The sequence below is a fragment of the Pantoea sp. PNA 14-12 genome (genome assembly GCF_004364735.1).
Taxonomy (GTDB): Bacteria; Pseudomonadota; Gammaproteobacteria; order Enterobacterales; family Enterobacteriaceae; genus Pantoea; species Pantoea stewartii.
In genome coordinates, this window is sequence record NZ_SOAJ01000001.1 from 544,758 (window position 1) to 564,296 (window position 19,539).

Consider the following 19,539-nt stretch of genomic DNA (forward strand, 5'->3'; position numbering starts at 1 on the left):
TTCCAACAACGTGAATAAATAATGCATCAAGATAAAGATCTCTCAACGTGGCAGACATTCCGTCGACTCTGGCCGATGATCGCACCCAACAAAGCTGGCTTAATTGTGGCGGCTACTGCCCTGATTATTAATGCCGCAGGCGATACGTTAATGCTCTCCCTGTTGAAGCCTTTGCTGGATGACGGCTTTGGTAAAGCGGACAGATCCGTGATGCTGTGGATGCCGTTGGCAGTCATCGGCTTGATGCTGGTTCGTGGCGTAAGCAGCTATATCTCAAGCTACTGCATCTCATGGGTGTCAGGCAATGTGGTGATGAATATGCGCCGTCGTCTGTTCAGCCATATGATGGGCATGCCGGTTGCGTTCTTCGATCAGCAATCCACGGGTACGTTACTCTCTCGCATCACCTATGATTCGGAACAGGTCGCCTCGTCGTCATCGGGGGCGCTGGTCACCGTGGTGCGTGAAGGCGCTTCGATAATTGGCCTGTTTATCATGATGTTTTATTACAGCTGGCAGCTGTCGTTGATTCTGATTGTTCTGGCTCCAATCGTATCCTTCGCGATTCGTACCGTATCAAAGCGCTTCCGCAACATCAGCAAATCGATGCAAAACACCATGGGACAGGTGACGACCAGTGCCGAGCAGATGCTGAAAGGGCACAAAGAAGTGCTGATTTTTGGTGGCCAGGACATTGAATCCGAGCGTTTTGCCAAGGTCAGTAACCGCATGCGTCAGCAGGGGATGAAGCTGGTTTCAGCCTCTTCAATCTCCGATCCGGTTATTCAGCTCATTGCTTCTCTGGCTCTGGCATTCGTTCTGTACGCCGCCAGTTTCCCCAGCGTGATGGATACGCTGACTGCGGGGACCATTACGGTGGTCTTCTCATCTATGATCGCTCTGATGCGTCCGCTGAAATCGCTGACAAATGTGAATGCGCAGTTTCAGCGTGGTATGGCGGCCTGTCAGACGCTGTTCTCCATTCTCGACAGTGAGCAGGAGAACGACACCGGTACGCGTGAAATCACGCGCGCAAAAGGTGATGTCGAATTCCGTGGGGTGACCTTCACCTATCCCGGCCGTGAAACACCTGCGTTGAAAAACATTAACCTGATGCTGCCTGCCGGAAAAACCGTTGCCTTAGTCGGGCGCTCCGGCTCAGGTAAATCGACTATCGCCAGTTTGCTGACGCGTTTTTATGATATTCAGCAGGGCGAGATTTTACTGGATGGCCATGACCTGCGTGAATACACCTTAGCGTCGTTGCGTAATCAGGTCGCACTTGTGTCGCAAAATGTGCATCTGTTCAACGATACCGTTGCCAATAACATTGCCTATGCGCGCAGTGAACAGTATAGCCGCGAGGAAATCGAAAAGGCGGCGACGATGGCACACGCGATGGACTTTATTAATAAAATGGACAAGGGGCTGGATACCGTCATCGGGGAAAATGGTGTGCTGCTATCAGGCGGTCAACGCCAGCGTATCGCCATCGCCCGCGCTCTGCTGCGTGACTGTCCTATCCTGATTCTCGATGAAGCCACCTCTGCGCTGGACACCGAGTCCGAGCGTGCTATCCAGTCTGCCCTGGATGAGCTGCAGAAAAACCGCACCTCACTGGTGATTGCGCATCGCCTTTCTACTATTGAAAAAGCGGATGAAATTGTGGTGGTGGAAGAGGGCAATATCATCGAACGCGGTACGCACGCCGACCTGCTGGCGGAAAAAGGTGCTTATGCCCAACTCCATAAAATGCAGTTCGGCCAATGATTGAGCGCATCTGGAGTGGCCGATCGCCATTATGGTTAGTCCTGTGGCCACTCAGTGTGCTTTATGGCGCCATTACGGCGCTGATCCGCCTCAGTTTCCGGCGTGGCTGGCGTAAAAGCTGGCGTGCGCCCTTGCCTGTTGTCGTGGTGGGGAATCTGACCGCGGGCGGGAATGGTAAAACACCCGTGGTCATCTGGCTGGTTGACGCCCTGCAGCAGCGAGGATTACGGGTAGGTGTGATTTCCCGCGGCTACGGGGGGAAAGCAGACCGCTATCCGCTGCGTGTCACTGCGGAAACCGCCACCGATCAGGCGGGTGACGAGCCGGTGCTGATTGCGCAGCGCACAGCTGCACCCGTTGCAGTGGCACCGCGACGCCGTGAGGCGATTGAAGCCCTTCTGCAACATCATTCACTGGATCTCATCGTGACTGATGATGGCCTGCAACATTATGCGCTCCAGCGCGATCGGGAAATTGTGGTGGTGGATGGCGTGCGACGTTTTGGCAACGGCTGGTGGTTACCTGCCGGACCCATGCGGGAACGGGCATCCCGCATTAAGACGGTAGACGCGGTGATCGTTAACGGTGGTGAAGCGCAGCAGGGCGAAATTGCCATGCAACTGCAGGCGGGGATGGCAACCCATCTGCTCAGCGGTGAACAACGACCGCTCAACACGTTGCACGATGTCGTCGCCATGGCCGGCATTGGTCATCCGCCGCGCTTTTTTCATACCTTAAAACAGCACGGTCTGACGCCCGTTGCGGAGATCGCCTTTGCCGATCATCATGCTTACAGCGAAGAGGAACTGTCGCGTCTGGTCACGCCCGGCCAAACGCTGTTGATGACGGAGAAAGATGCCGTTAAATGCCGCGCATTCGCGCAATCCTCATGGTGGTATCTTCCCGTCGATGCCCATCTGCAGGCTGAGGCAGCGACGCTACTCTTAGACGATATACAACGCCTGTGTGGCATGTATTCACCACGAGAGCCGCACTAATTTCCACTGAGAAGGAAGAGAATGGGCACGCATTCACTTTCACGACAGCAGGCACGTAATATTCAGCTCGCGGCGCAGGGGTTATTGCGTCCGGTGAAACGTCGGGCACGTTTTCAGGATATTTCAGCCTGCATTAGCCGCATGTCGCTGTTGCAAATCGACACCATCAATGTGGTGGCCCGCAGTCCGTATCTTGTCTTATTCAGTCGCTTAGGCGACTATCCGCCCGTCTGGCTGGACGAGTCGCTGGCGCAGGGGGAGATTTTCGAATACTGGGCGCATGAAGCCTGTTTTATTCCCCGCGCAGATTACCGGTTACTGCGGCACCGCATGCTGTCGCCAGAGCGCCTGGGCTGGAAGTACAGTGCAGACTGGGCAACGGAACATCAGCAGGAAATCGCTGATCTACTTACCTATATACGCGACAACGGGCCCGTCAGATCGGCTGATTTCGCCAGTGGAAAAAATCATAAGCCAGGATGGTGGGCATGGAAACCCCACAAGCGGCATCTCGAAAACCTGTTCAGTTCAGGGGAGTTAATGGTGTCAGCGCGCCATAATTTTCAGCGCGTCTATGATTTACGCTCACGTGTCATGCCTGACTGGCAGGATGCGCTGCATGCTATCAGTGAGGATGACGCTGTCCGCCTGATGTTAGTGAACAGCGCACGCAGTCTGGGCATTTTTCGCCGTGAGTGGCTGGCAGACTATTACCGGCTAAAGCGCGCGCCCATTAAAGACTTTATCTTATGGGCACAGGCGGCCGGCGAAATCATGCCGGTTGAGGTCGACGGCATGGGAGAGATGTGGCTGCATCGGGACGCTCAGGCCGCATTAGCCACGCCGTTGATCGCAACACATACCACGCTGTTATCCCCTTTCGATCCGCTGGTATGGGACAGGAAACGTGCGCTTGCGTTGTTTGACTTTGACTACCGCATTGAATGTTACACGCCTGCGGCCAAACGTAAATATGGCTATTTTGTCTTACCGGTGCTGCATCGGGGCCAACTCAAAGCCCGCCTGGATGCACGGATGGTGCGCTCAACAGCCTTGCTGGAAATTAACAACATCTGGCTTGAACCTGACGTCGCGGTAACCGTTTCCTTTCTCAATGACGTGCAACGTGCTATTGAACGCTTCGCCCGTTGGCAGGGGGCCGAAACGGTCTTGCTAAAGAATGCGCCTTCGGCGTTACTGACACACTGGCCAACGCGCTGGCAGCTTAACAATTCCTGATGCAGCGCGGGTGTGATTTACCCGCTCTCATCAGCGCTGTGATATGCTTTAGTCCTTACGCTCTCGGTCCGAGATGGAGGACATATGGATCACCGTTTACTCGAAATCGTTGCCTGCCCGGTTTGTAATGGCAAATTGTACTTTAACAAAGAACAGCAAGAGCTGATCTGCAAGCCCGACGCGCTGGCTTTCCCTGTGCGTGACGGTATTCCGGTACTGCTGGAAAACGAAGCCCGTACGTTATCGGTTGAAGAGATCCATCCATGAGTTTTATTGCCATCATTCCTGCGCGTTATGCTTCCACCCGTTTACCGGGTAAACCCCTGGTTGATATTCATGGCAAGCCAATGGTGGTGCATGTGATGGAGCGCGCCCGGGAATCGGGTGCCAGCCGTGTGATTGTCGCGACCGATCATCCTGAGGTGGCCCGCGCTGTCGAGGCTGCCGGTGGCGAGGTGTGTATGACACGCGCCGACCATCATTCCGGTACGGAACGCCTTGCAGAAGTGATTGAAAAATATCAGTTCGCGGATGACCAGATCATCGTCAATGTTCAGGGCGACGAACCCATGATCCCCGCTGATATCGTCCATCAGGTGGCGACCAATCTGGCTCAGGCTGACGCCGGCATGGCGACGCTGGCGGTGCCGGTTACGGATGCGGAAGAGGCGTTCAATCCCAACGCCGTCAAGGTGGTCATGGATGCCAGAGGCTACGCGTTGTATTTTTCACGCGCGACGATTCCCTGGGATCGTGAACGTTATGCGCAGTCCCGGGAACAGATCGGTGACACCCTGCTGCGCCATATCGGCATCTATGCTTATCGTGCCGGGTTTATTCGTCGCTATATCAGCTGGGAACCCTGTCCGCTTGAGCAGATCGAACTGCTGGAGCAGTTGCGCGTGCTGTGGTACGGCGAAAAGATCCACGTTGCGGTGGCAAAAACGATTCCGGGCGTTGGCGTGGATACGCCAGAGGATCTCACCCGGGTCCGCGCCGCGATGCTTCGCTGACCTGTTCCGCTTCTTGTGCGATGACCGTCTGCGCACGCGGCTGAGGCGCCGGGTTCCGGTCCACTCAGCCTGCGCCATGACGGATGTCCGCCTTTGCGTCTATCCATCAGATCGTGCGGCAGAAGGTGAGGCGGATGAGAAACGTTGCAATGCGCTCCCCAGCGTTTCGTAGATCGCGCGTTCGCTGTGACTCATCCACAGCGGGGAAGGATAAAAACGTTCCCACCAGTTAAGTGGCGAAGTAATCGCCAGCTGATTGGCGGGCGCTGCAATCGGCTTGAGGCCTGCCTGATTGAAAAACCGCATCGCGCGCGGCATATGATTAGCTGAGGTAACCAGCAGGAAAGGGTGGTGCCCGATGAGCGTGCTGACAGCCTGCGCCTCCTGTGCGGTATCTTTTGGCTGATCCAGCAGACGAATGTGCGATGAAGGTACGCCCAGGCTTTCGGCAACCTGTGCGGCGACCCAGGCATTACTTTTGGGATTTTGCCCTGCTGCCGCACCGGTAAAGACCAGGGTAGCATCCGGATGGCGCTGCCACTGACGCACACTTTCTGTCACGCGAGGCAAACTGTTGTTCAGCAGGTTCGAGCTGGGCGCCCAGGCCGGGTTATAGGTATAGCCGCCCCCTAACACCACGATGTAATCGACTTTTTCAGTCCCATTCCACGTCGGGTAATGCGATTCGACGGGCAACAGTAAGCGATCGGCGACCGGCTGTAGGCTTATCAGTAATAACATCAGCCAACTCACTGAGATAAAGATTTTACCGCTTTTCTGCCAGCGGCTGAACCAAAGCAGCAAAATACCGACAGCCATTAAAAGAAGCAGAAAAGGCAGGGGCAGTAACAGGTTGCCAAATGCCTTTTTCAGCATAAAAAACATGTAAAATCCCTCTTGTTGTCCGAAAAAACAGCAGCCAGAGCAGAAGAAGGGCATGAAAGCTTCATTCTTACGGCACCTGTGACAAAATAGCATACGTTTTACCGCAGCATACCGGAGTCCATGCCATGCAGGATCGTAACTTTGACGATCTCGCGGATAAATTTTCGCAAAATATTTACGGCACCACCAAAGGCCGGGTGCGTCAGGCAATCGTCTGGGATGAGCTTGAAGCCTTGCTTCCCAGCCTGACGTCCTCGTCTCCCTCACTGAACGTGCTGGATGCGGGCGGTGGCATTGGGCAAATTTCCAGTGGACTGGCCGCGCGGGGCCATCAGATTCTGCTGTGCGACCTCTCAGGTGAAATGTTGCGCCGTGCCCAGGAAAATGCGGATGCGCTGGGTGTGAGCCATAACATGCAATTCAAACAAATTAGCGCGCAGCAGGTCGGTGAACATTTGGATAAGCCGGTGGATCTGGTATTGTTTCACGCTGTGCTTGAATGGGTCGCTGAACCGGAAACCGTGCTGAAAGCCCTGTTTGATACATTGCGGCCGGGAGGCGTGCTGTCATTGATGTTTTATAACCTGCATGGGTTAACATTACGCACCCTGACGCTGGGCAATTTTGGTTACCTTCGTACCAACTTAACCAAGCGTAAGAAGCGCACGCTGTCACCGGACTATCCGCGCGATCCTGACGATGTGTCACGCTGGTTACAGGCCTGCGGTTTCCAGATTGAACAGCGTGCCGGGATTCGGGTGTTCAGCGACTATATGAAGCCGCCTAAAGGCGAGCCAAAAAGCGACGACGAAATCATTGAGATGGAGCGGCGTTTTTGCCGTCAGGAACCCTTTTTAAGCTTAGGGCGTTACATCCACGTGACCGCGCGCAAACCCGGGCAGAAGGACGAATTATGAGTGAATTTTCCCAGACGGTACCGGAGCTGGTATCCTGGGCGCGCAAGAACGATTTCTCCCTTGCGCTGCCCGTTGAACGTCTGGCTTTTTTGCTGGCCATCGCCACGCTGAATGGCGAGCGCATGGACGGAGAAATGAGTGAAGGTGACCTGGTCGATGCGTTTCGTCATGTCAGCAAAGCGTTTGAACAAACCAGCGAAACCGTACTGGTGCGGGCCAACAACGCCATCAATGATATGGTGCGTCAGCGCCTGTTGAACCGTTTCACCAGTGAATTAACTGAAGGCAATGCAATTTATCGTCTGACGCCGCTGGCCATCGGCATCACGGATTACTATATCCGCCAGCGCGAGTTCTCCACGCTGCGGCTTTCCATGCAGCTTTCTATCGTTGCCGCTGAACTTAAGCGTGCCGCCGACGCGGCGCAGGAGAATGGCGATGAATTTCACTGGCATCGTAACGTATTCGCGCCGCTGAAATACTCCGTAGCCGAAATCTTCGACAGCATTGATATGACGCAACGCCTGATGGATGAGCAGCAGCAGGCGGTGAAAGCGGATATTGCGGAGCTACTGAATAAAGACTGGCGCGCCGCGATTTCAAGCTGTGAAATGTTACTGTCGGAAACTTCCGGTACGCTGCGTGAATTGCAGGATACGCTGGAAGCGGCCGGTGACAAACTCCAGGAAAATCTGCTGCGTATTCAGGATGCGACGCTGGACAGCCCGGATTTGGGCTTCGTCGATAAACTGGTGTTCGATCTGCAAAGTAAACTCGACCGCATCACCAGTTGGGGACAGCAGGCCATTGACCTGTGGATTGGTTATGACCGCCACGTGCATAAATTTATCCGCACCGCTATCGACATGGACAAAAACCGTGTTTTTGCCCAGCGCCTGCGCGTATCCGTACAGAACTATTTTGACTCACCCTGGGCGCTGACTTATGCCAATGCCGAACGTCTTTACGATATGCGTGACGATGAGCTGACGCTGCGTAATGACGAAGTGATGGGCGAATTACCTGCTGAACTGGAGTTCGAAGAATTTAATGAAATTCGCGAGCAGCTGGCGGCCATGATCGAAGAAGCCTTAACGATTTATAAAACGCAGCAAAAACCGCTTAACCTCGCCGCCGTCATGCGCGACTATCTGGCCCAGTACCCGCGCGCGCGTCACTTCGACCTTGCGCGCATTGTCGTGGACCAGGCGGTGCGATTAGGTGTAGCGGAAGCCGATTTAGCCGGTTTGCCTGTGGAATGGCAAGCCATTAATGATTACGGAGCCAAGGTGCAGGCACATGTCATCGACAAATATTGAACAAGTGATGCCGGTTAAGCTGGCACAGGCACTGGCAAATCCGATTTTTCCGGCGCTGGACAGCCAGTTACGTGCCGGTCGCCATATTGGCATTGAAGAGCTGGATAACCACGCTTTTCTGATGGATTACCAGCAGTATCTGGAAGAGTTTTACACGCGCTACAACGTTGAGCTGATTCGTGCTCCAGAGGGCTTTTTCTATCTGCGTCCACGCTCAACCACGCTGATTCCCCGTTCCGTGCTTTCCGAACTGGACATGATGGTCGGGAAAATCCTCTGCTATCTGTATCTCAGCCCGGAACGCCTGGCGAATGAAGGCATTTTCACGCAACAGGAACTCTATGATGAACTGCTGTCCCTGGCGGACGAAAGCAAGCTGCTAAAGCTGGTTAACCAGCGTTCAACCGGGTCGGATCTCGATCGGGCTAAGTTACAGGAAAAAATGCGTGCGTCCTTAAGCCGCCTGCGCCGTCTGGGCATGGTGTGGTTTTTTGGCAACGACAGCAGCAAGTTTCGTATTACCGAGTCTGTCTTCCGCTTTGGTGCCGATGTCCGTAGCGGTGATGATGCGCGTGAAGCGCAACTGCGCCTGATCCGCGATGGCGAAGCGATGTTGCTGGACAACACGACGGCAGCCACAGAGGCTGATGACAGTGAAGAGAATGACAGCGATGCGGGTGATATCGCGGAGGAAGAGCAGGCATGATTGAACGCGGCAAATTTCGTTCGCTAACCCTGATCAACTGGAACGGGTTTTTTGCCCGAACCTTTGATCTGGATGAACTGGTCACCACGCTGTCGGGCGGGAACGGGGCAGGTAAGTCCACCACAATGGCGGCCTTTGTCACGGCGCTGATTCCTGACTTAACCCTGCTGCATTTCCGTAACACCACCGAAGCGGGCGCAACCTCAGGCTCACGCGATAAAGGCCTGCACGGTAAACTGCGGGCAGGCGTCTGCTACGCGATGCTGGACGTAGTGAACTCACGCCATCAACGTGTGGTGGTCGGGGTCCGGTTACAGCAGGTGGCAGGACGTGACAAAAAGGTTGATATCAAGCCCTTTAGTATCCATGGCCTGCCCACGGATACGCTGCCCACGGACATGCTCACGGAAATTCTGAACAGCCGTCAGGCGCGCGTGTTACCGCTTAACGAGGTCAAAGAACGCGTCGAGGCGCTGGAAGGTGTCCAGTATCGGCAGTACAGCTCGGTAACGGACTATCACGCGATGATGTTTGATCTGGGGATTGTGCCGCGTCGTCTGCGTACCGCCAGCGACCGCAGTAAGTTTTATCGCCTGATTGAAGCCTCTCTGTACGGCGGTATCTCCAGCGCCATCACCCGTTCTCTGCGCGATTATCTGTTGCCTGAAAACAGTGGCGTGCGTAAAGCGTTCCAGGACATGGAAGCTGCGCTGCGCGAAAACCGTATGACGCTGGAAGCGATCCGCGTAACCCAGTCTGATCGCGATCTGTTTAAGCACCTGATTTCTGAAGCCACCAGCTATGTATCGGCCGACTATATGCGTCATGCCAACGAACGACGCATCCACCTGGATAGCGCACTACAGCTGCGCAATGAACTGTTCACCAGCCGCAAGCAGCTGGCGTCGGAGCAGTATCGCCACGTGGAAATGGCACGAGAGCTGGCTGAACACAGCGGGGCAGAGAACGATCTTGAAATTGATTATCAGGCGGCCAGCGATCACCTGAATCTGGTGCAGACGGCAATGCGCCAGCAGGAAAAGATTACCCGTTATGACAGTGATATAGAGGATCTGACACTTCGCCTGGAAGAACAGAGTGAAGTCGTGGCCGAAGCGCGTGAAATCCAGGAAGAAAATGAAGCCCGTGCTGAAGCGGCCGAACTGGAAGTGGATGAGCTGAAAAGTCAGCTGGCCGATTTTCAGCAGGCGCTGGACGTGCAGCAAACCCGTGCCATTCAGTATCAGCAGGCGTTACAGGCTCTGGAACGTGCGCGTTCGCTGTGTGAATTGCCTGAGCTGAACATTGACAACGCGGCGGAATGGCAGGCCAGCTTCCAGGCCAAAGAAGAAGAAGCAACCGGGCAGTTGTTGCGCCTGGAGCAGAAACTGAGTGTGGCCGAAGCGGCGCACAGTCAGTTTGAACAGGCCTTATCGCTGGTGACCAGCATTGCCGGTGAGGTCAGCCGTAAAGAGGCCTGGCAAGTCGGGCGCGATCTCCTGCGTGATGCCAGCAATCAGCGTCACCACGCCGATCAGCTTGCTTCACTGCGCCTGCGTCTGAGCGAACTTGAACAGCGCCTGCGCGAGCAGCAGGAAGCAGAACGTCTGCTGGCGGAATTCTGCAAGCGTCAGGGGCAGCAATATGAGCCTGATGCGCTGGAAGGATTGCAGCGTGAACTGGAAGCCCAAATCGAGCAGCTGAACAGCAGCGTTGCCGATGCGGGCGAACAGCGTATGTTGATGCGTCAGGAGCTGGAACAGCTCCGTCAGCGCATCGCAACGTTGACCGCGCGTGCGCCGCACTGGCTGGCTGCGCAAGAAATCCTGACGCAGCTCAGCGAGCAAACCGGTCAGGCGTTGACCAGCAGCCAGGACGTTACGGAATACATGCAGCAGCTGCTGGAGCGGGAACGTGAAACCACTGTTGAACGTGATGAAGTGGCCGCAAGGAAACGTGAAATTGAGCAGCAGATTGAGCGCTTGAGCCAGCCGGGCGGTGCGGAAGATCCGCGACTGAACCAGCTGGCCGAACGCTTTGGCGGTGTGCTGCTGTCTGAGATTTATGACGATGTCACGCTCGACGATGCGCCTTACTTCTCCGCCCTGTACGGCCCGTCACGTCACGCCATTGTGGTGCCCGATCTTTCGCTGGTGCGTGAGCAACTGGATGGCCTGGAAGAGTGCCCGGAAGATCTCTATTTGATCGAGGGCGATCCGCAATCCTTTGATGACAGCGTGTTCAGCGTCGACGAGTTACAAAATGCCGTCGTGGTCAAGGTGGCCGAGCGCCAGTGGCGCTATTCCCGCTTCCCTAAAATCCCGCTTTTCGGCCGGGCGGCACGCGAAAACCAGCTGGAGTTGCTCAATAACGAACGCGATCGTCTGGCGGAACGGTATGCCACCCTGTCGTTTGACGTTCAAAAGACGCAGCGGCTTCATCAGTCATTCAGCCGTTTTATCGGTAGCCATCTGGCGGTCGCCTTTGATGACGATCCCGAAGCGCAGATTCGTCAGCTCGGCGCCCGTCGGGGTGAGCTGGAACGTGCGCTCAACCAGCATGAAAGCAACAATCAGCAGCAACGTCAGCAGTTTGACCTGGCCAAAGAGGGCGTTGCGCAGCTTAACCGCCTGTTGCCGCGCGTGAATCTGTTACTGGACGACACGCTGGCAGACCGTTGTGAAGAGATCCGTGAGCAGGTGGAAGACGCGCAGGAAGCCGCACGCTTCCTCCATCAGCATGGGGCGAAGCTGGCCAAACTTGAACCGATGCTGGCGGTGCTGCAGAGCGATCCGGAACAGCACGACCAGTTGCAGGCAGATTACCAGCATGCACAGCAGCAGCAGCAGCGCGCGCGTCAGCAGGCTTTTGCGCTGACCGAGGTGGTACAGCGTCGCGCCCACTTCAGCTATGACGACTCGGCCAGTATGCTCGGTGGCAACACCGATCTGAGTGATAAGCTGCGCCAGCGTCTGGAGCAGGCGGAAGCGGAGCGCAGCCGCTGCCGTGAGCGCCTGCGTGCCCATCAGTCGCAGCTGACCCAGTATTCTCAGGTGCTGGCATCGCTGAAAAGCGCTTATGACGCCAAACGCGACATGCTGAAAGAGTTGCAGCAGGAGATGCAGGATATCGGTGTGCAGGCCGATGCCAGCGCGGAAGAACGCGCCCGTATCCGCCGTGACGAGCTGTATACCGCGCTCAGTCACAATCGTGCCCGCCGTAACCAACTGGAGAAACAGCTCACCTTCTGCGAAGCCGAAATGGACAATCTGCAGAAGAAACTGCGCCAGCTTGAGCGCAACTATCATCAGGTCCGCGAACAGGTGGTCAGTGCCAAAGCAGGCTGGTGCATGGTGCTGCGTCTGGTGAAGGACAATGGCGTGGAGCGGCGTCTGCATCGTCGGGAACTGGCTTACCTGAGCGCAGATGAGCTGCGTTCAATGTCGGATAAGGCACTCGGTGCACTGCGCCTGGCGGTGGCGGATAACGAACACCTGCGCGATGTGCTGCGCCTGTCGGAAGATCCCAAACGACCAGAGCGTAAAATTCAGTTCTTTATCGCCGTGTATCAGCATCTGCGCGAACGTATCCGTCAGGACATTATCCGCACCGACGATCCGGTTGAAGCCATCGAACAGATGGAAATCGAGCTGAACCGTCTGACGGAAGAGCTGACCGCCCGCGAGCAAACGCTGGCCATCAGTTCACGCAGCGTGGCGAACATTATTCGCAAAACGATTCAGCGTGAACAGAACCGTATTCGCCAGCTGAACCAGGGGTTACAGACCGTCAGCTTTGGACAGGTACGCAGCGTGCGGCTCAACGTGAACGTGCGGGAAACACACGCGATGCTGCTCGATACCTTGTCCGAAGAGCATGAACAGCATCAGGATCTGTTTAACAGCAACCGACTGACCTTCTCGGAAGCGCTGGCAAAACTGTATCAACGCCTCAATCCACAGATTGATATGGGACAGCGCACGCCACAGACAATTGGTGAAGAACTGCTGGATTACCGTAACTACCTGGAGATGGAAGTCGAGGTGAATCGTGGCTCCGATGGCTGGCTGCGTGCAGAAAGTGGTGCGCTCTCTACCGGTGAAGCGATTGGTACCGGTATGTCGATCCTGGTCATGGTCGTGCAGAGCTGGGAAGAGGAATCACGCCGTCTGCGTGGGAAAGATATCTCACCCTGCCGCTTGCTGTTCCTGGATGAAGCCGCCCGTCTGGATGCGCGTTCAATCGCCACGCTGTTTGAACTCTGTGAGCGCCTGGAGATGCAACTGGTCATCGCTGCACCTGAGAACATCAGTCCTGAGAAGGGCACGACCTACAAACTGATGCGTAAAGTGTTTAACAACACCGAACACGTTCATGTCGTGGGATTACGGGGTTTCGCCGCCGATCCGCTGCCTGCCAAACGCGGCAGTGAAGCCGATTCGGCCAGTGAAACGACGACATAATATTCGTGCGGCAAGGATAGTCAAAAACAGCGCCATTGGTTAATCTGGTAACGGCATTTGTCGCAGGAGGCAAATGCCGTTTTTGTTTGTATACTCAGTCATATGAGTAACAGCCCGATTGCAGCTTTTTCCTCTCAGGCTGCGCGGTAGATTAATGAAGGGGGCAGGGATGTTACTGAATAAAGGCTTAACAATTCATCAGGTTAGTTCATGGCTGGTGCTGGCACTTGCCCTGAGTCCGTGCGTGCCGTCCCAGGCGGCTATCATCGCGGCCATGCCCGGTGTCCATTCGACCCAGGCCACCACCTCTGTTTCTGCCAGTCAGCAAAAAATTCGCCAGGCGTTTGCCAGTGACAGTCAGCCTTTTTACGGTGCTTCACTGGCCGCCCTGTATGCCGCACGAAATATGCAACCGATCTGGCAGGATCATGACGCCGTGCAGAAGTTTCAGCAGCAGCTGGCTGAGGTAGCGTTATCCGGCGTCCAGCCACAATTTACCCGGTGGGTGGAGCGTCTGACCGATCCATCCATTACCGGATTCGCCCGCGATGTGACACTGTCCGATGCCATGCTGGGTTATCTGCAGTTTGTCTCATCGGTTCCCGCACAGGGGGAAACGTGGCTCTACAGTACGGTGCCCTATAAGTTGGCGGTGCCGTCGGTGTCCGTCATTAATGCCTGGCAGAACGCCGTGAATGCGGGGCGGGCAGCGGCCTTTGTGAATTCGCTGGAACCGCAACATCCGCAGTATCCCTTAATGCACAAAGCGTTAATAAACCTGCTTAACGATAAACAGCCGTGGCCGCAAATCAAAAATCGCGACACGGTAAGGCCGGGTCAGGTCAGTGATGATGTACCGGCACTGCGGGAAATCCTGCGGCGCAGCGGTATGTTAAGTGCACAGACGACGGCACCTGCACCGAATGACGATGCGGTTCCTACTGCGCCAGTTACGGTCAGCCACAGTGAACCTGTCGCGGTCAGCCCGTCTGCCGTTGCCGTGAACGCTATTCCGCCGCCACCGCCAGGCGCGCCGGACAACGTACAAGTGGCACCTACGGCGACAAGTGGCGTCAATGTCTATGACGATAATCTGGTCGCAGCGGTAAAACGCTTTCAACAGTGGCAGGGGCTGGACGCGGATGGTGCCATTGGTCCGCGTACGCGTGAATGGCTGAATGTGTCACCTCAGCAACGTGCCGCCCTGCTGGCGCTGAACATTCAACGCCTGCGTTTGCTGCCGGATGATATGCACAACGGCATTATGGTCAACATTCCCAATTACTCGTTGAATTATTACAACAACGGCACCCGGGTGCTGACATCGCGGGTGATTGTGGGCCGGCCAGACCGTAAAACGCCACTGATGCGCAGCGCGCTCAACAACGTGGTGCTGAATCCGCCGTGGAATGTGCCTACCACGCTGGTGCGCCAGGACATCATTCCAAAAGTGAAACAGGACCCGACGTACCTGTATAAGCATGGATATACCCTGCTGTCGGGCTGGAGTGCGGATGCGGAGGTGATCGATCCCACCATGATCGACTGGAGCATGGTGTCAGCCTCGTCGTTCCCGTACCGAATTCGTCAGGCGCCGGGGCAGACCAATTCACTGGGCCGTTTCAAATTTAATATGCCCAGTTCAGATGCTATCTATTTGCACGACACGCCCAATCATAATCTGTTCCAGCGTGATATTCGCGCACTCAGCTCGGGCTGCGTGCGGGTCAACAAAGCGTCAGAACTGGCGGGCATTCTGCTGCAGGATGTAGGCTGGAATGATGCCCGTATCTCAGGGACGTTAAAACAGGGTGATACGCGCTATGTGCCTATTCGCCATCGGATACCGGTTAACCTGTATTATTTAACCGCCTGGGTCGCGGATGATGGTAAAACGCAGTTTCGTACAGATATTTACAATTATGATAATACTGCCCGTTCCGGGAGTCTGGTGCTGAGTCGCGCGCAGCAGTTGCTCCTCTAACGGTTGATTTTTAACCGTAAGTGCGCATTGCGCGTGGGAAGATGACCTGAGAAAGGCGGTGTCTCCGATGAGGCGCCGTCTTCCAAACTTGCCAGACATGGGTTGACGTGCTACCGCGAGAAAGTTATGGTTCCGCCAGTGCGTTTTTTGCACGTGTCATTGGCTCTGTTCTCAGGTAAAACGCTTCATGTCTACAATTGATTCTGTCCGTCGCAAACTGTTGTTTTGCGGAAGTGCCGCTGCGGGACTGGCTTTGTTGCCGACGTCAGCGATGGCTTCACTCTCTACGTCACGACCGCGCGTCTTAACGCTGAATAACCTTCACACGGGTGAAACCCTCAAAACAGAATTCTTCAACGGTAAAAGTTACGACAAGAGCGAGTTATCGCGTCTTAATCATTTTTTCCGTGACTACCGCGCCAATAAAATCAAAAGTATCGATCCCCACCTTTTCGATCAGCTCTACCGCCTCCAGGCGCTGCTGGAAACGCGTAAGCCCGTTCAGCTGATCTCGGGCTACCGTACTCTGGCCACCAATAATATGCTGCGCGAATCTGGTCCTGGTGTCGCAAAACACAGCTACCACACCAAAGGTCAGGCGATGGATTTCCATATTGAGGGGATTAGCCTGGCGAATGTCCGGAAAGCCGCGTTAAAAATGCGGGCGGGTGGTGTAGGATATTACCCCAGCAGCAACTTTGTACATATTGATACCGGTCCGGTCAGGCACTGGTCGTAACGTCGGCAACGCTGCGGGTGCCGACCATGGAGCGTTATGAATTATCACATTATCCCCGTTACCGCCTTCGCGCAGAACTGTTCGGTTATCTGGTGCGACACCACACGTGAATCTGCGATTGTGGATCCGGGTGGTGACGCCGATACAATCAGGCAAACGCTGGAACAGCTTGATTTAACGCCTGGCCAGATCCTGCTGACGCATGGTCATCTTGATCATGTCGGGGCCGCGGCGGAACTGGCGGCCTGCTGGAACATACCACTGGTAGGCCCGCACAAACAGGATGCGTTCTGGCTTGAGGCATTGCCCACGCAGAGCCAGATGTTTGGACTTGAGTACTGCGCGCCGCTTACGCCCGATCGCTGGCTGGAAGAGGGGGACACTGTTCAGGTTGGTCAGGTTAATCTTGAGGTTCTGCACTGTCCCGGTCATACGCCAGGCCATATCGTGTTTTTTGACCGACAGGGGCGTTTACTGGTTTCCGGTGATGTGATCTTTAACGGTGGTGTAGGACGCACCGACTTTCCGCAGGGTAACCATCAGCATCTGATTGATGCCATCAAAAACAAAGTGTTGCCGCTGGGAGATGATGTGACGTTTTTGCCCGGTCACGGTCCGCTATCCACTTTAGGTCGTGAACGTCTGACGAATCCTTTTCTGCAATAAAAAATGGGCCAGTCAGGCCCATTTTTTTTCATAAGGACAGGATTACAGCACGGCGACAATCGCTTCACACAGGGCAGACATATTATCGGGCGTCATCCCGGCCACGTTCACCCGGCCTGAGTTCACCGCATATACGCCAAACTCTTCACGCAGACGAATGACCTGATCTTTGGTCAGCCCGCTGAACGAGAACATACCGTTCTGCTTAATGATAAAGCTGAAATCCTGCTGCGCCCCTTTTTCCGCCAGCGTATTCACAAACAGCTGACGCATGCGCTGGATACGCTGACGCATATCGGACAACTCCTGCTGCCAGATGGTACGGAGCGCGTCATTTCCCAGGATGGTTGCCACCACTGCCGCACCGTGTGACGGTGGGTTAGAGTAGTTAGCGCGAATCGTGTACTTCACCTGACTGAAGGCAGTATCGGCCGTGGCTGCATCGCTCGCCACCAGCGTAATCGCACCCACGCGTTCATTATACAGACCAAAGTTTTTGGAATAGGAACTGGCCACAATCAGCTCCTGATGGCTGGCCGCAAACAGGCGCAGACCTGCTGCATCTTCTTCCAGCCCACGGGCAAAGCCCTGATAGGCGAAGTCAAACAGCGGCAACCAGCCATTGGCTTTGGAAAGCGCAGCCAGCTGTTGCCACTGCTCTGCTGTCGGATCGATACCGGTTGGGTTATGGCAGCAGCCGTGGAACAGCACCACATCACCGGCTTTAACCTCTTTCAGCGAGGCCAGCATGCTGTCAAAGTCCAGCGTATGGTTGACCGCATCATAATACGAGTATTCACACACCTCGAGACCCGCGGCGTTAAACACGTTTTTATGGTTCGGCCAGCTCGGGTTGCTGACCCATACGCGCTTCACCGACGTCTGCGTGGCCAGAAAATCCGCAGCGACACGCAGTGCACCTGTCCCGCCTGGCGTCTGCGCGGAACGTACGCGGCCCGCCGAAATCAGGGCGTTGCCTTTACCAAATAACAATTCCTGAGTGCAGTGTGCGAAATCCGGCAGACCGTCAATGCTCAGGTAATTTTTGCTGGTCTCGTTTTCCAGCAGATATTGCTCTGCTTTTTTAACGCTGGTGAGCACCGGGGTTTTCCCGGTTTCATCTTTATAAACGCCAATACCGAGATTAATTTTATTCGGGCGGTCATCGGCACGAAACAGATCGGCCAGGCCAAGGATAGGATCGGCAGGTGCAGCAGAGATCGATTCAAACATGAGTCGGGTCCAGTAGCGTGAACTTTAGCAAATGAAGCATCAGGTTAACGTCAGCACGACGAAATGCCAACCGTTTGCGATAAAATTCATTGTCCGGTCGGCAGAATTACCGGTACTTATAGGGAGAAGGGGGCCACGTAGCGGCTGCGCTGAATAAAGGCAATAAAAAACGGAGCCGAAGCTCCGTTTTTTGTACTGCATCAACAAACTTAGAACTGGTAAACCACACCCAGGCCGACTACGTCGTCGTTAGGAATGCCCAGTGGGTTGTTTTTGTCCAGCTGGTTGATTTTATAATCAACGTAGGTGGCCATGTTTTTGTTGAAGTAGTAGGTTGCGCCCACATCGAAGTATTTGTAGATATCCGCATCGCCGATACCTTCAATGTCTTTGCCTTTGGACTGAACGTAAGCCAGTGAAGGACGCAGACCGAAGTCAAACTGGTACTGTGCAACCATCTCAATGATTTGAGCTTTGTTTGCAAAGGCAGGAGCGGTAGTTGTTGGGCCAGTAACGATTGAAATTGGTGCTGCATTACGCATTTCACCATACATCGCTGCCAGATAAACATTGTTAGCATCATATTTCAGAGCGGTTGCCCAGCTTTCAGCATGTTTGCCAGCGCCAACAATATTGCCGTTGGCTGCAACACCCTGAGCCTGCGAGTCAGTACGATCGCTGCTGCTATATGCACCAACAATGCCTACGCCGATTGGCGAGGTGTAAGATGTTGATGCACCCCATCCATCGCCATTTGCTCTACGATCAGCGCGATTTGAATTCTCATTTTTGCCCTGATACTGAAGCGCAAAGTTCCAGCCATCTACCAGACCAAAGAAGTTACTGTTGCGGTAGGTCAGCAGACCACCACTACGACCGTTCATGAAGTTGTCTGAGTTACCTGAGTCACCGCCGAATACTGGCAGCATATCGGTCCAGCCGATGGCATCATAAACCACACCGTAGTTACGGCCATAGTCGATTGAGCCGGCATCGCCGAACTTGAGGCCAGCAAAGCCCAGACGGGTTTTATTGTCAGTTTGCGCGTCAGAACCTTCAGAGTTATTACCCTGGATGTTGTATTCCCACTGACCATAACCGGTCATCTGGTCATTGATCTTGGTTTCGCCTTTGAAGCCGAAGCGGATATAAGTCTGATCGCCGTCATCACCTGAGTTATCAGAGAACTGGTGACGTGCATCCACTTTACCGTACAGGTCCAGTTTATTGCCGTCTTTGTTATAAACTTCTGCTGCATTGGCTGCGCCAGCGGCGAGCAGAGCAGGGATAACCACTGCCAGAATGTTGCGCTTCATCATTATTTATTACCCTCATTGGAGTTATTTGGACACCTGCCACTGCCGTCAAGAAATCTTTACATGAACCTTGAAAGAAGTTTGGTGTCTCCTGTGTCTGCACGCATCTTTCCATCCCCCATCGGGTAATTCTACTGCGAAAATGCTACAAAAGTCGTAATCTTGTTTCAAAGATAAAAAATGTATTTCCAAATGTAAAAATAACGGAACTTTGTGAGTCATATCAAAATTTACAAAAATAAAAAAAGGCCGGCGAAGCCGACCTCTTTATATATATGAATTTCTTATATT

The 19,539-nt window shown here is 54.5% G+C and carries 15 protein-coding genes; 12 read left to right on the forward strand and 3 right to left on the reverse strand.

Features of this window, described 5'->3' with window-relative positions; all coding sequences use genetic code 11:
* The first annotated feature begins 21 nt into the window (after positions 1 to 21).
* The 5 genes from msbA (at position 22) to kdsB (ending at position 5,020) form a co-directional block, all read left to right on the forward strand.
* On the forward strand, positions 22 to 1,770 hold the full coding sequence (gene msbA / locus C7434_RS02665) for a lipid A ABC transporter ATP-binding protein/permease MsbA (RefSeq protein ID WP_033737638.1): 1,749 nt from the start codon (positions 22 to 24) through the stop codon (positions 1,768 to 1,770).
* The gene (gene lpxK, locus C7434_RS02670) at positions 1,767 to 2,768 is read left to right on the forward strand and encodes a tetraacyldisaccharide 4'-kinase (RefSeq protein ID WP_033737637.1); all 1,002 of its coding nucleotides are present in this window, start codon (positions 1,767 to 1,769) and stop codon (positions 2,766 to 2,768) included. The genes msbA and lpxK overlap by 4 nt, the downstream gene beginning before the upstream one ends.
* 21 nt (positions 2,769 to 2,789) lie before the next feature.
* Complete coding sequence (locus tag C7434_RS02675; protein ID WP_033737636.1) at positions 2,790 to 4,007, forward strand: winged helix-turn-helix domain-containing protein; 1,218 nt, start codon at positions 2,790 to 2,792, stop codon at positions 4,005 to 4,007.
* A gap of 84 nt (positions 4,008 to 4,091) precedes the next feature.
* A complete protein-coding gene (locus tag C7434_RS02680) occupies positions 4,092 to 4,274 on the forward strand; it encodes a Trm112 family protein (protein ID WP_006118631.1) in 183 nt (60 codons plus the stop codon).
* Entirely contained in the window at positions 4,271 to 5,020 is a 750-nt protein-coding gene (gene kdsB, locus C7434_RS02685; protein WP_033737635.1) for a 3-deoxy-manno-octulosonate cytidylyltransferase, read from the forward strand. The genes C7434_RS02680 and kdsB overlap by 4 nt, the downstream gene beginning before the upstream one ends.
* Positions 5,021 to 5,119: 99 nt before the next feature.
* Here the strand turns inward: kdsB and elyC are convergent, their stop codons facing one another.
* A complete protein-coding gene (elyC, locus tag C7434_RS02690; protein WP_033737634.1) occupies positions 5,120 to 5,905 on the reverse strand; it encodes an envelope biogenesis factor ElyC in 786 nt (261 codons plus the stop codon).
* Positions 5,906 to 6,030: 125 nt separating this feature from the next.
* Between elyC and cmoM the strand changes: the two genes are divergently transcribed.
* The 7 genes from cmoM to C7434_RS02725 all read left to right on the forward strand — a co-directional run bounded on the left by cmoM (position 6,031) and on the right by C7434_RS02725 (position 16,699).
* Complete coding sequence (cmoM, locus tag C7434_RS02695; RefSeq protein WP_033737633.1) at positions 6,031 to 6,822, forward strand: tRNA uridine 5-oxyacetic acid(34) methyltransferase CmoM; 792 nt, start codon at positions 6,031 to 6,033, stop codon at positions 6,820 to 6,822.
* Positions 6,819 to 8,141, forward strand: a complete 1,323-nt coding sequence (gene mukF / locus C7434_RS02700; RefSeq protein ID WP_033737632.1) for a chromosome partition protein MukF — start codon at positions 6,819 to 6,821, stop codon at positions 8,139 to 8,141. The genes cmoM and mukF overlap by 4 nt, the downstream gene beginning before the upstream one ends.
* The gene (gene mukE / locus C7434_RS02705) at positions 8,122 to 8,847 is read left to right on the forward strand and encodes a chromosome partition protein MukE (protein WP_006118636.1); all 726 of its coding nucleotides are present in this window, start codon (positions 8,122 to 8,124) and stop codon (positions 8,845 to 8,847) included. The genes mukF and mukE overlap by 20 nt, the downstream gene beginning before the upstream one ends.
* A complete protein-coding gene (gene mukB, locus C7434_RS02710) occupies positions 8,844 to 13,310 on the forward strand; it encodes a chromosome partition protein MukB (RefSeq protein ID WP_033737631.1) in 4,467 nt (1,488 codons plus the stop codon). The genes mukE and mukB overlap by 4 nt, the downstream gene beginning before the upstream one ends.
* Positions 13,311 to 13,479: 169 nt before the next feature.
* Positions 13,480 to 15,294 carry a L,D-transpeptidase gene (gene ldtD, locus C7434_RS02715; protein WP_133745113.1) on the forward strand — a complete coding sequence of 605 codons (1,815 nt, stop codon included), beginning with the start codon at positions 13,480 to 13,482 and terminating at the stop codon, positions 15,292 to 15,294.
* Positions 15,295 to 15,481: 187 nt separating this feature from the next.
* On the forward strand, positions 15,482 to 16,033 hold the full coding sequence (locus C7434_RS02720; RefSeq protein WP_033737630.1) for a YcbK family protein: 552 nt from the start codon (positions 15,482 to 15,484) through the stop codon (positions 16,031 to 16,033).
* Between the two features lie 36 nt (positions 16,034 to 16,069).
* Complete coding sequence (locus C7434_RS02725; RefSeq protein ID WP_033737629.1) at positions 16,070 to 16,699, forward strand: MBL fold metallo-hydrolase; 630 nt, start codon at positions 16,070 to 16,072, stop codon at positions 16,697 to 16,699.
* Between the two features lie 42 nt (positions 16,700 to 16,741).
* Here the strand turns inward: C7434_RS02725 and C7434_RS02730 are convergent, their stop codons facing one another.
* The gene (locus tag C7434_RS02730) at positions 16,742 to 17,932 is read right to left on the reverse strand and encodes an amino acid aminotransferase (protein WP_033737628.1); all 1,191 of its coding nucleotides are present in this window, start codon (positions 17,930 to 17,932) and stop codon (positions 16,742 to 16,744) included.
* Between the two features lie 209 nt (positions 17,933 to 18,141).
* Positions 18,142 to 19,251 carry a porin OmpF gene (gene ompF, locus C7434_RS02735; RefSeq protein ID WP_033737627.1) on the reverse strand — a complete coding sequence of 370 codons (1,110 nt, stop codon included), beginning with the start codon at positions 19,249 to 19,251 and terminating at the stop codon, positions 18,142 to 18,144.
* Positions 19,252 to 19,539: the final 288 nt, after the last annotated feature.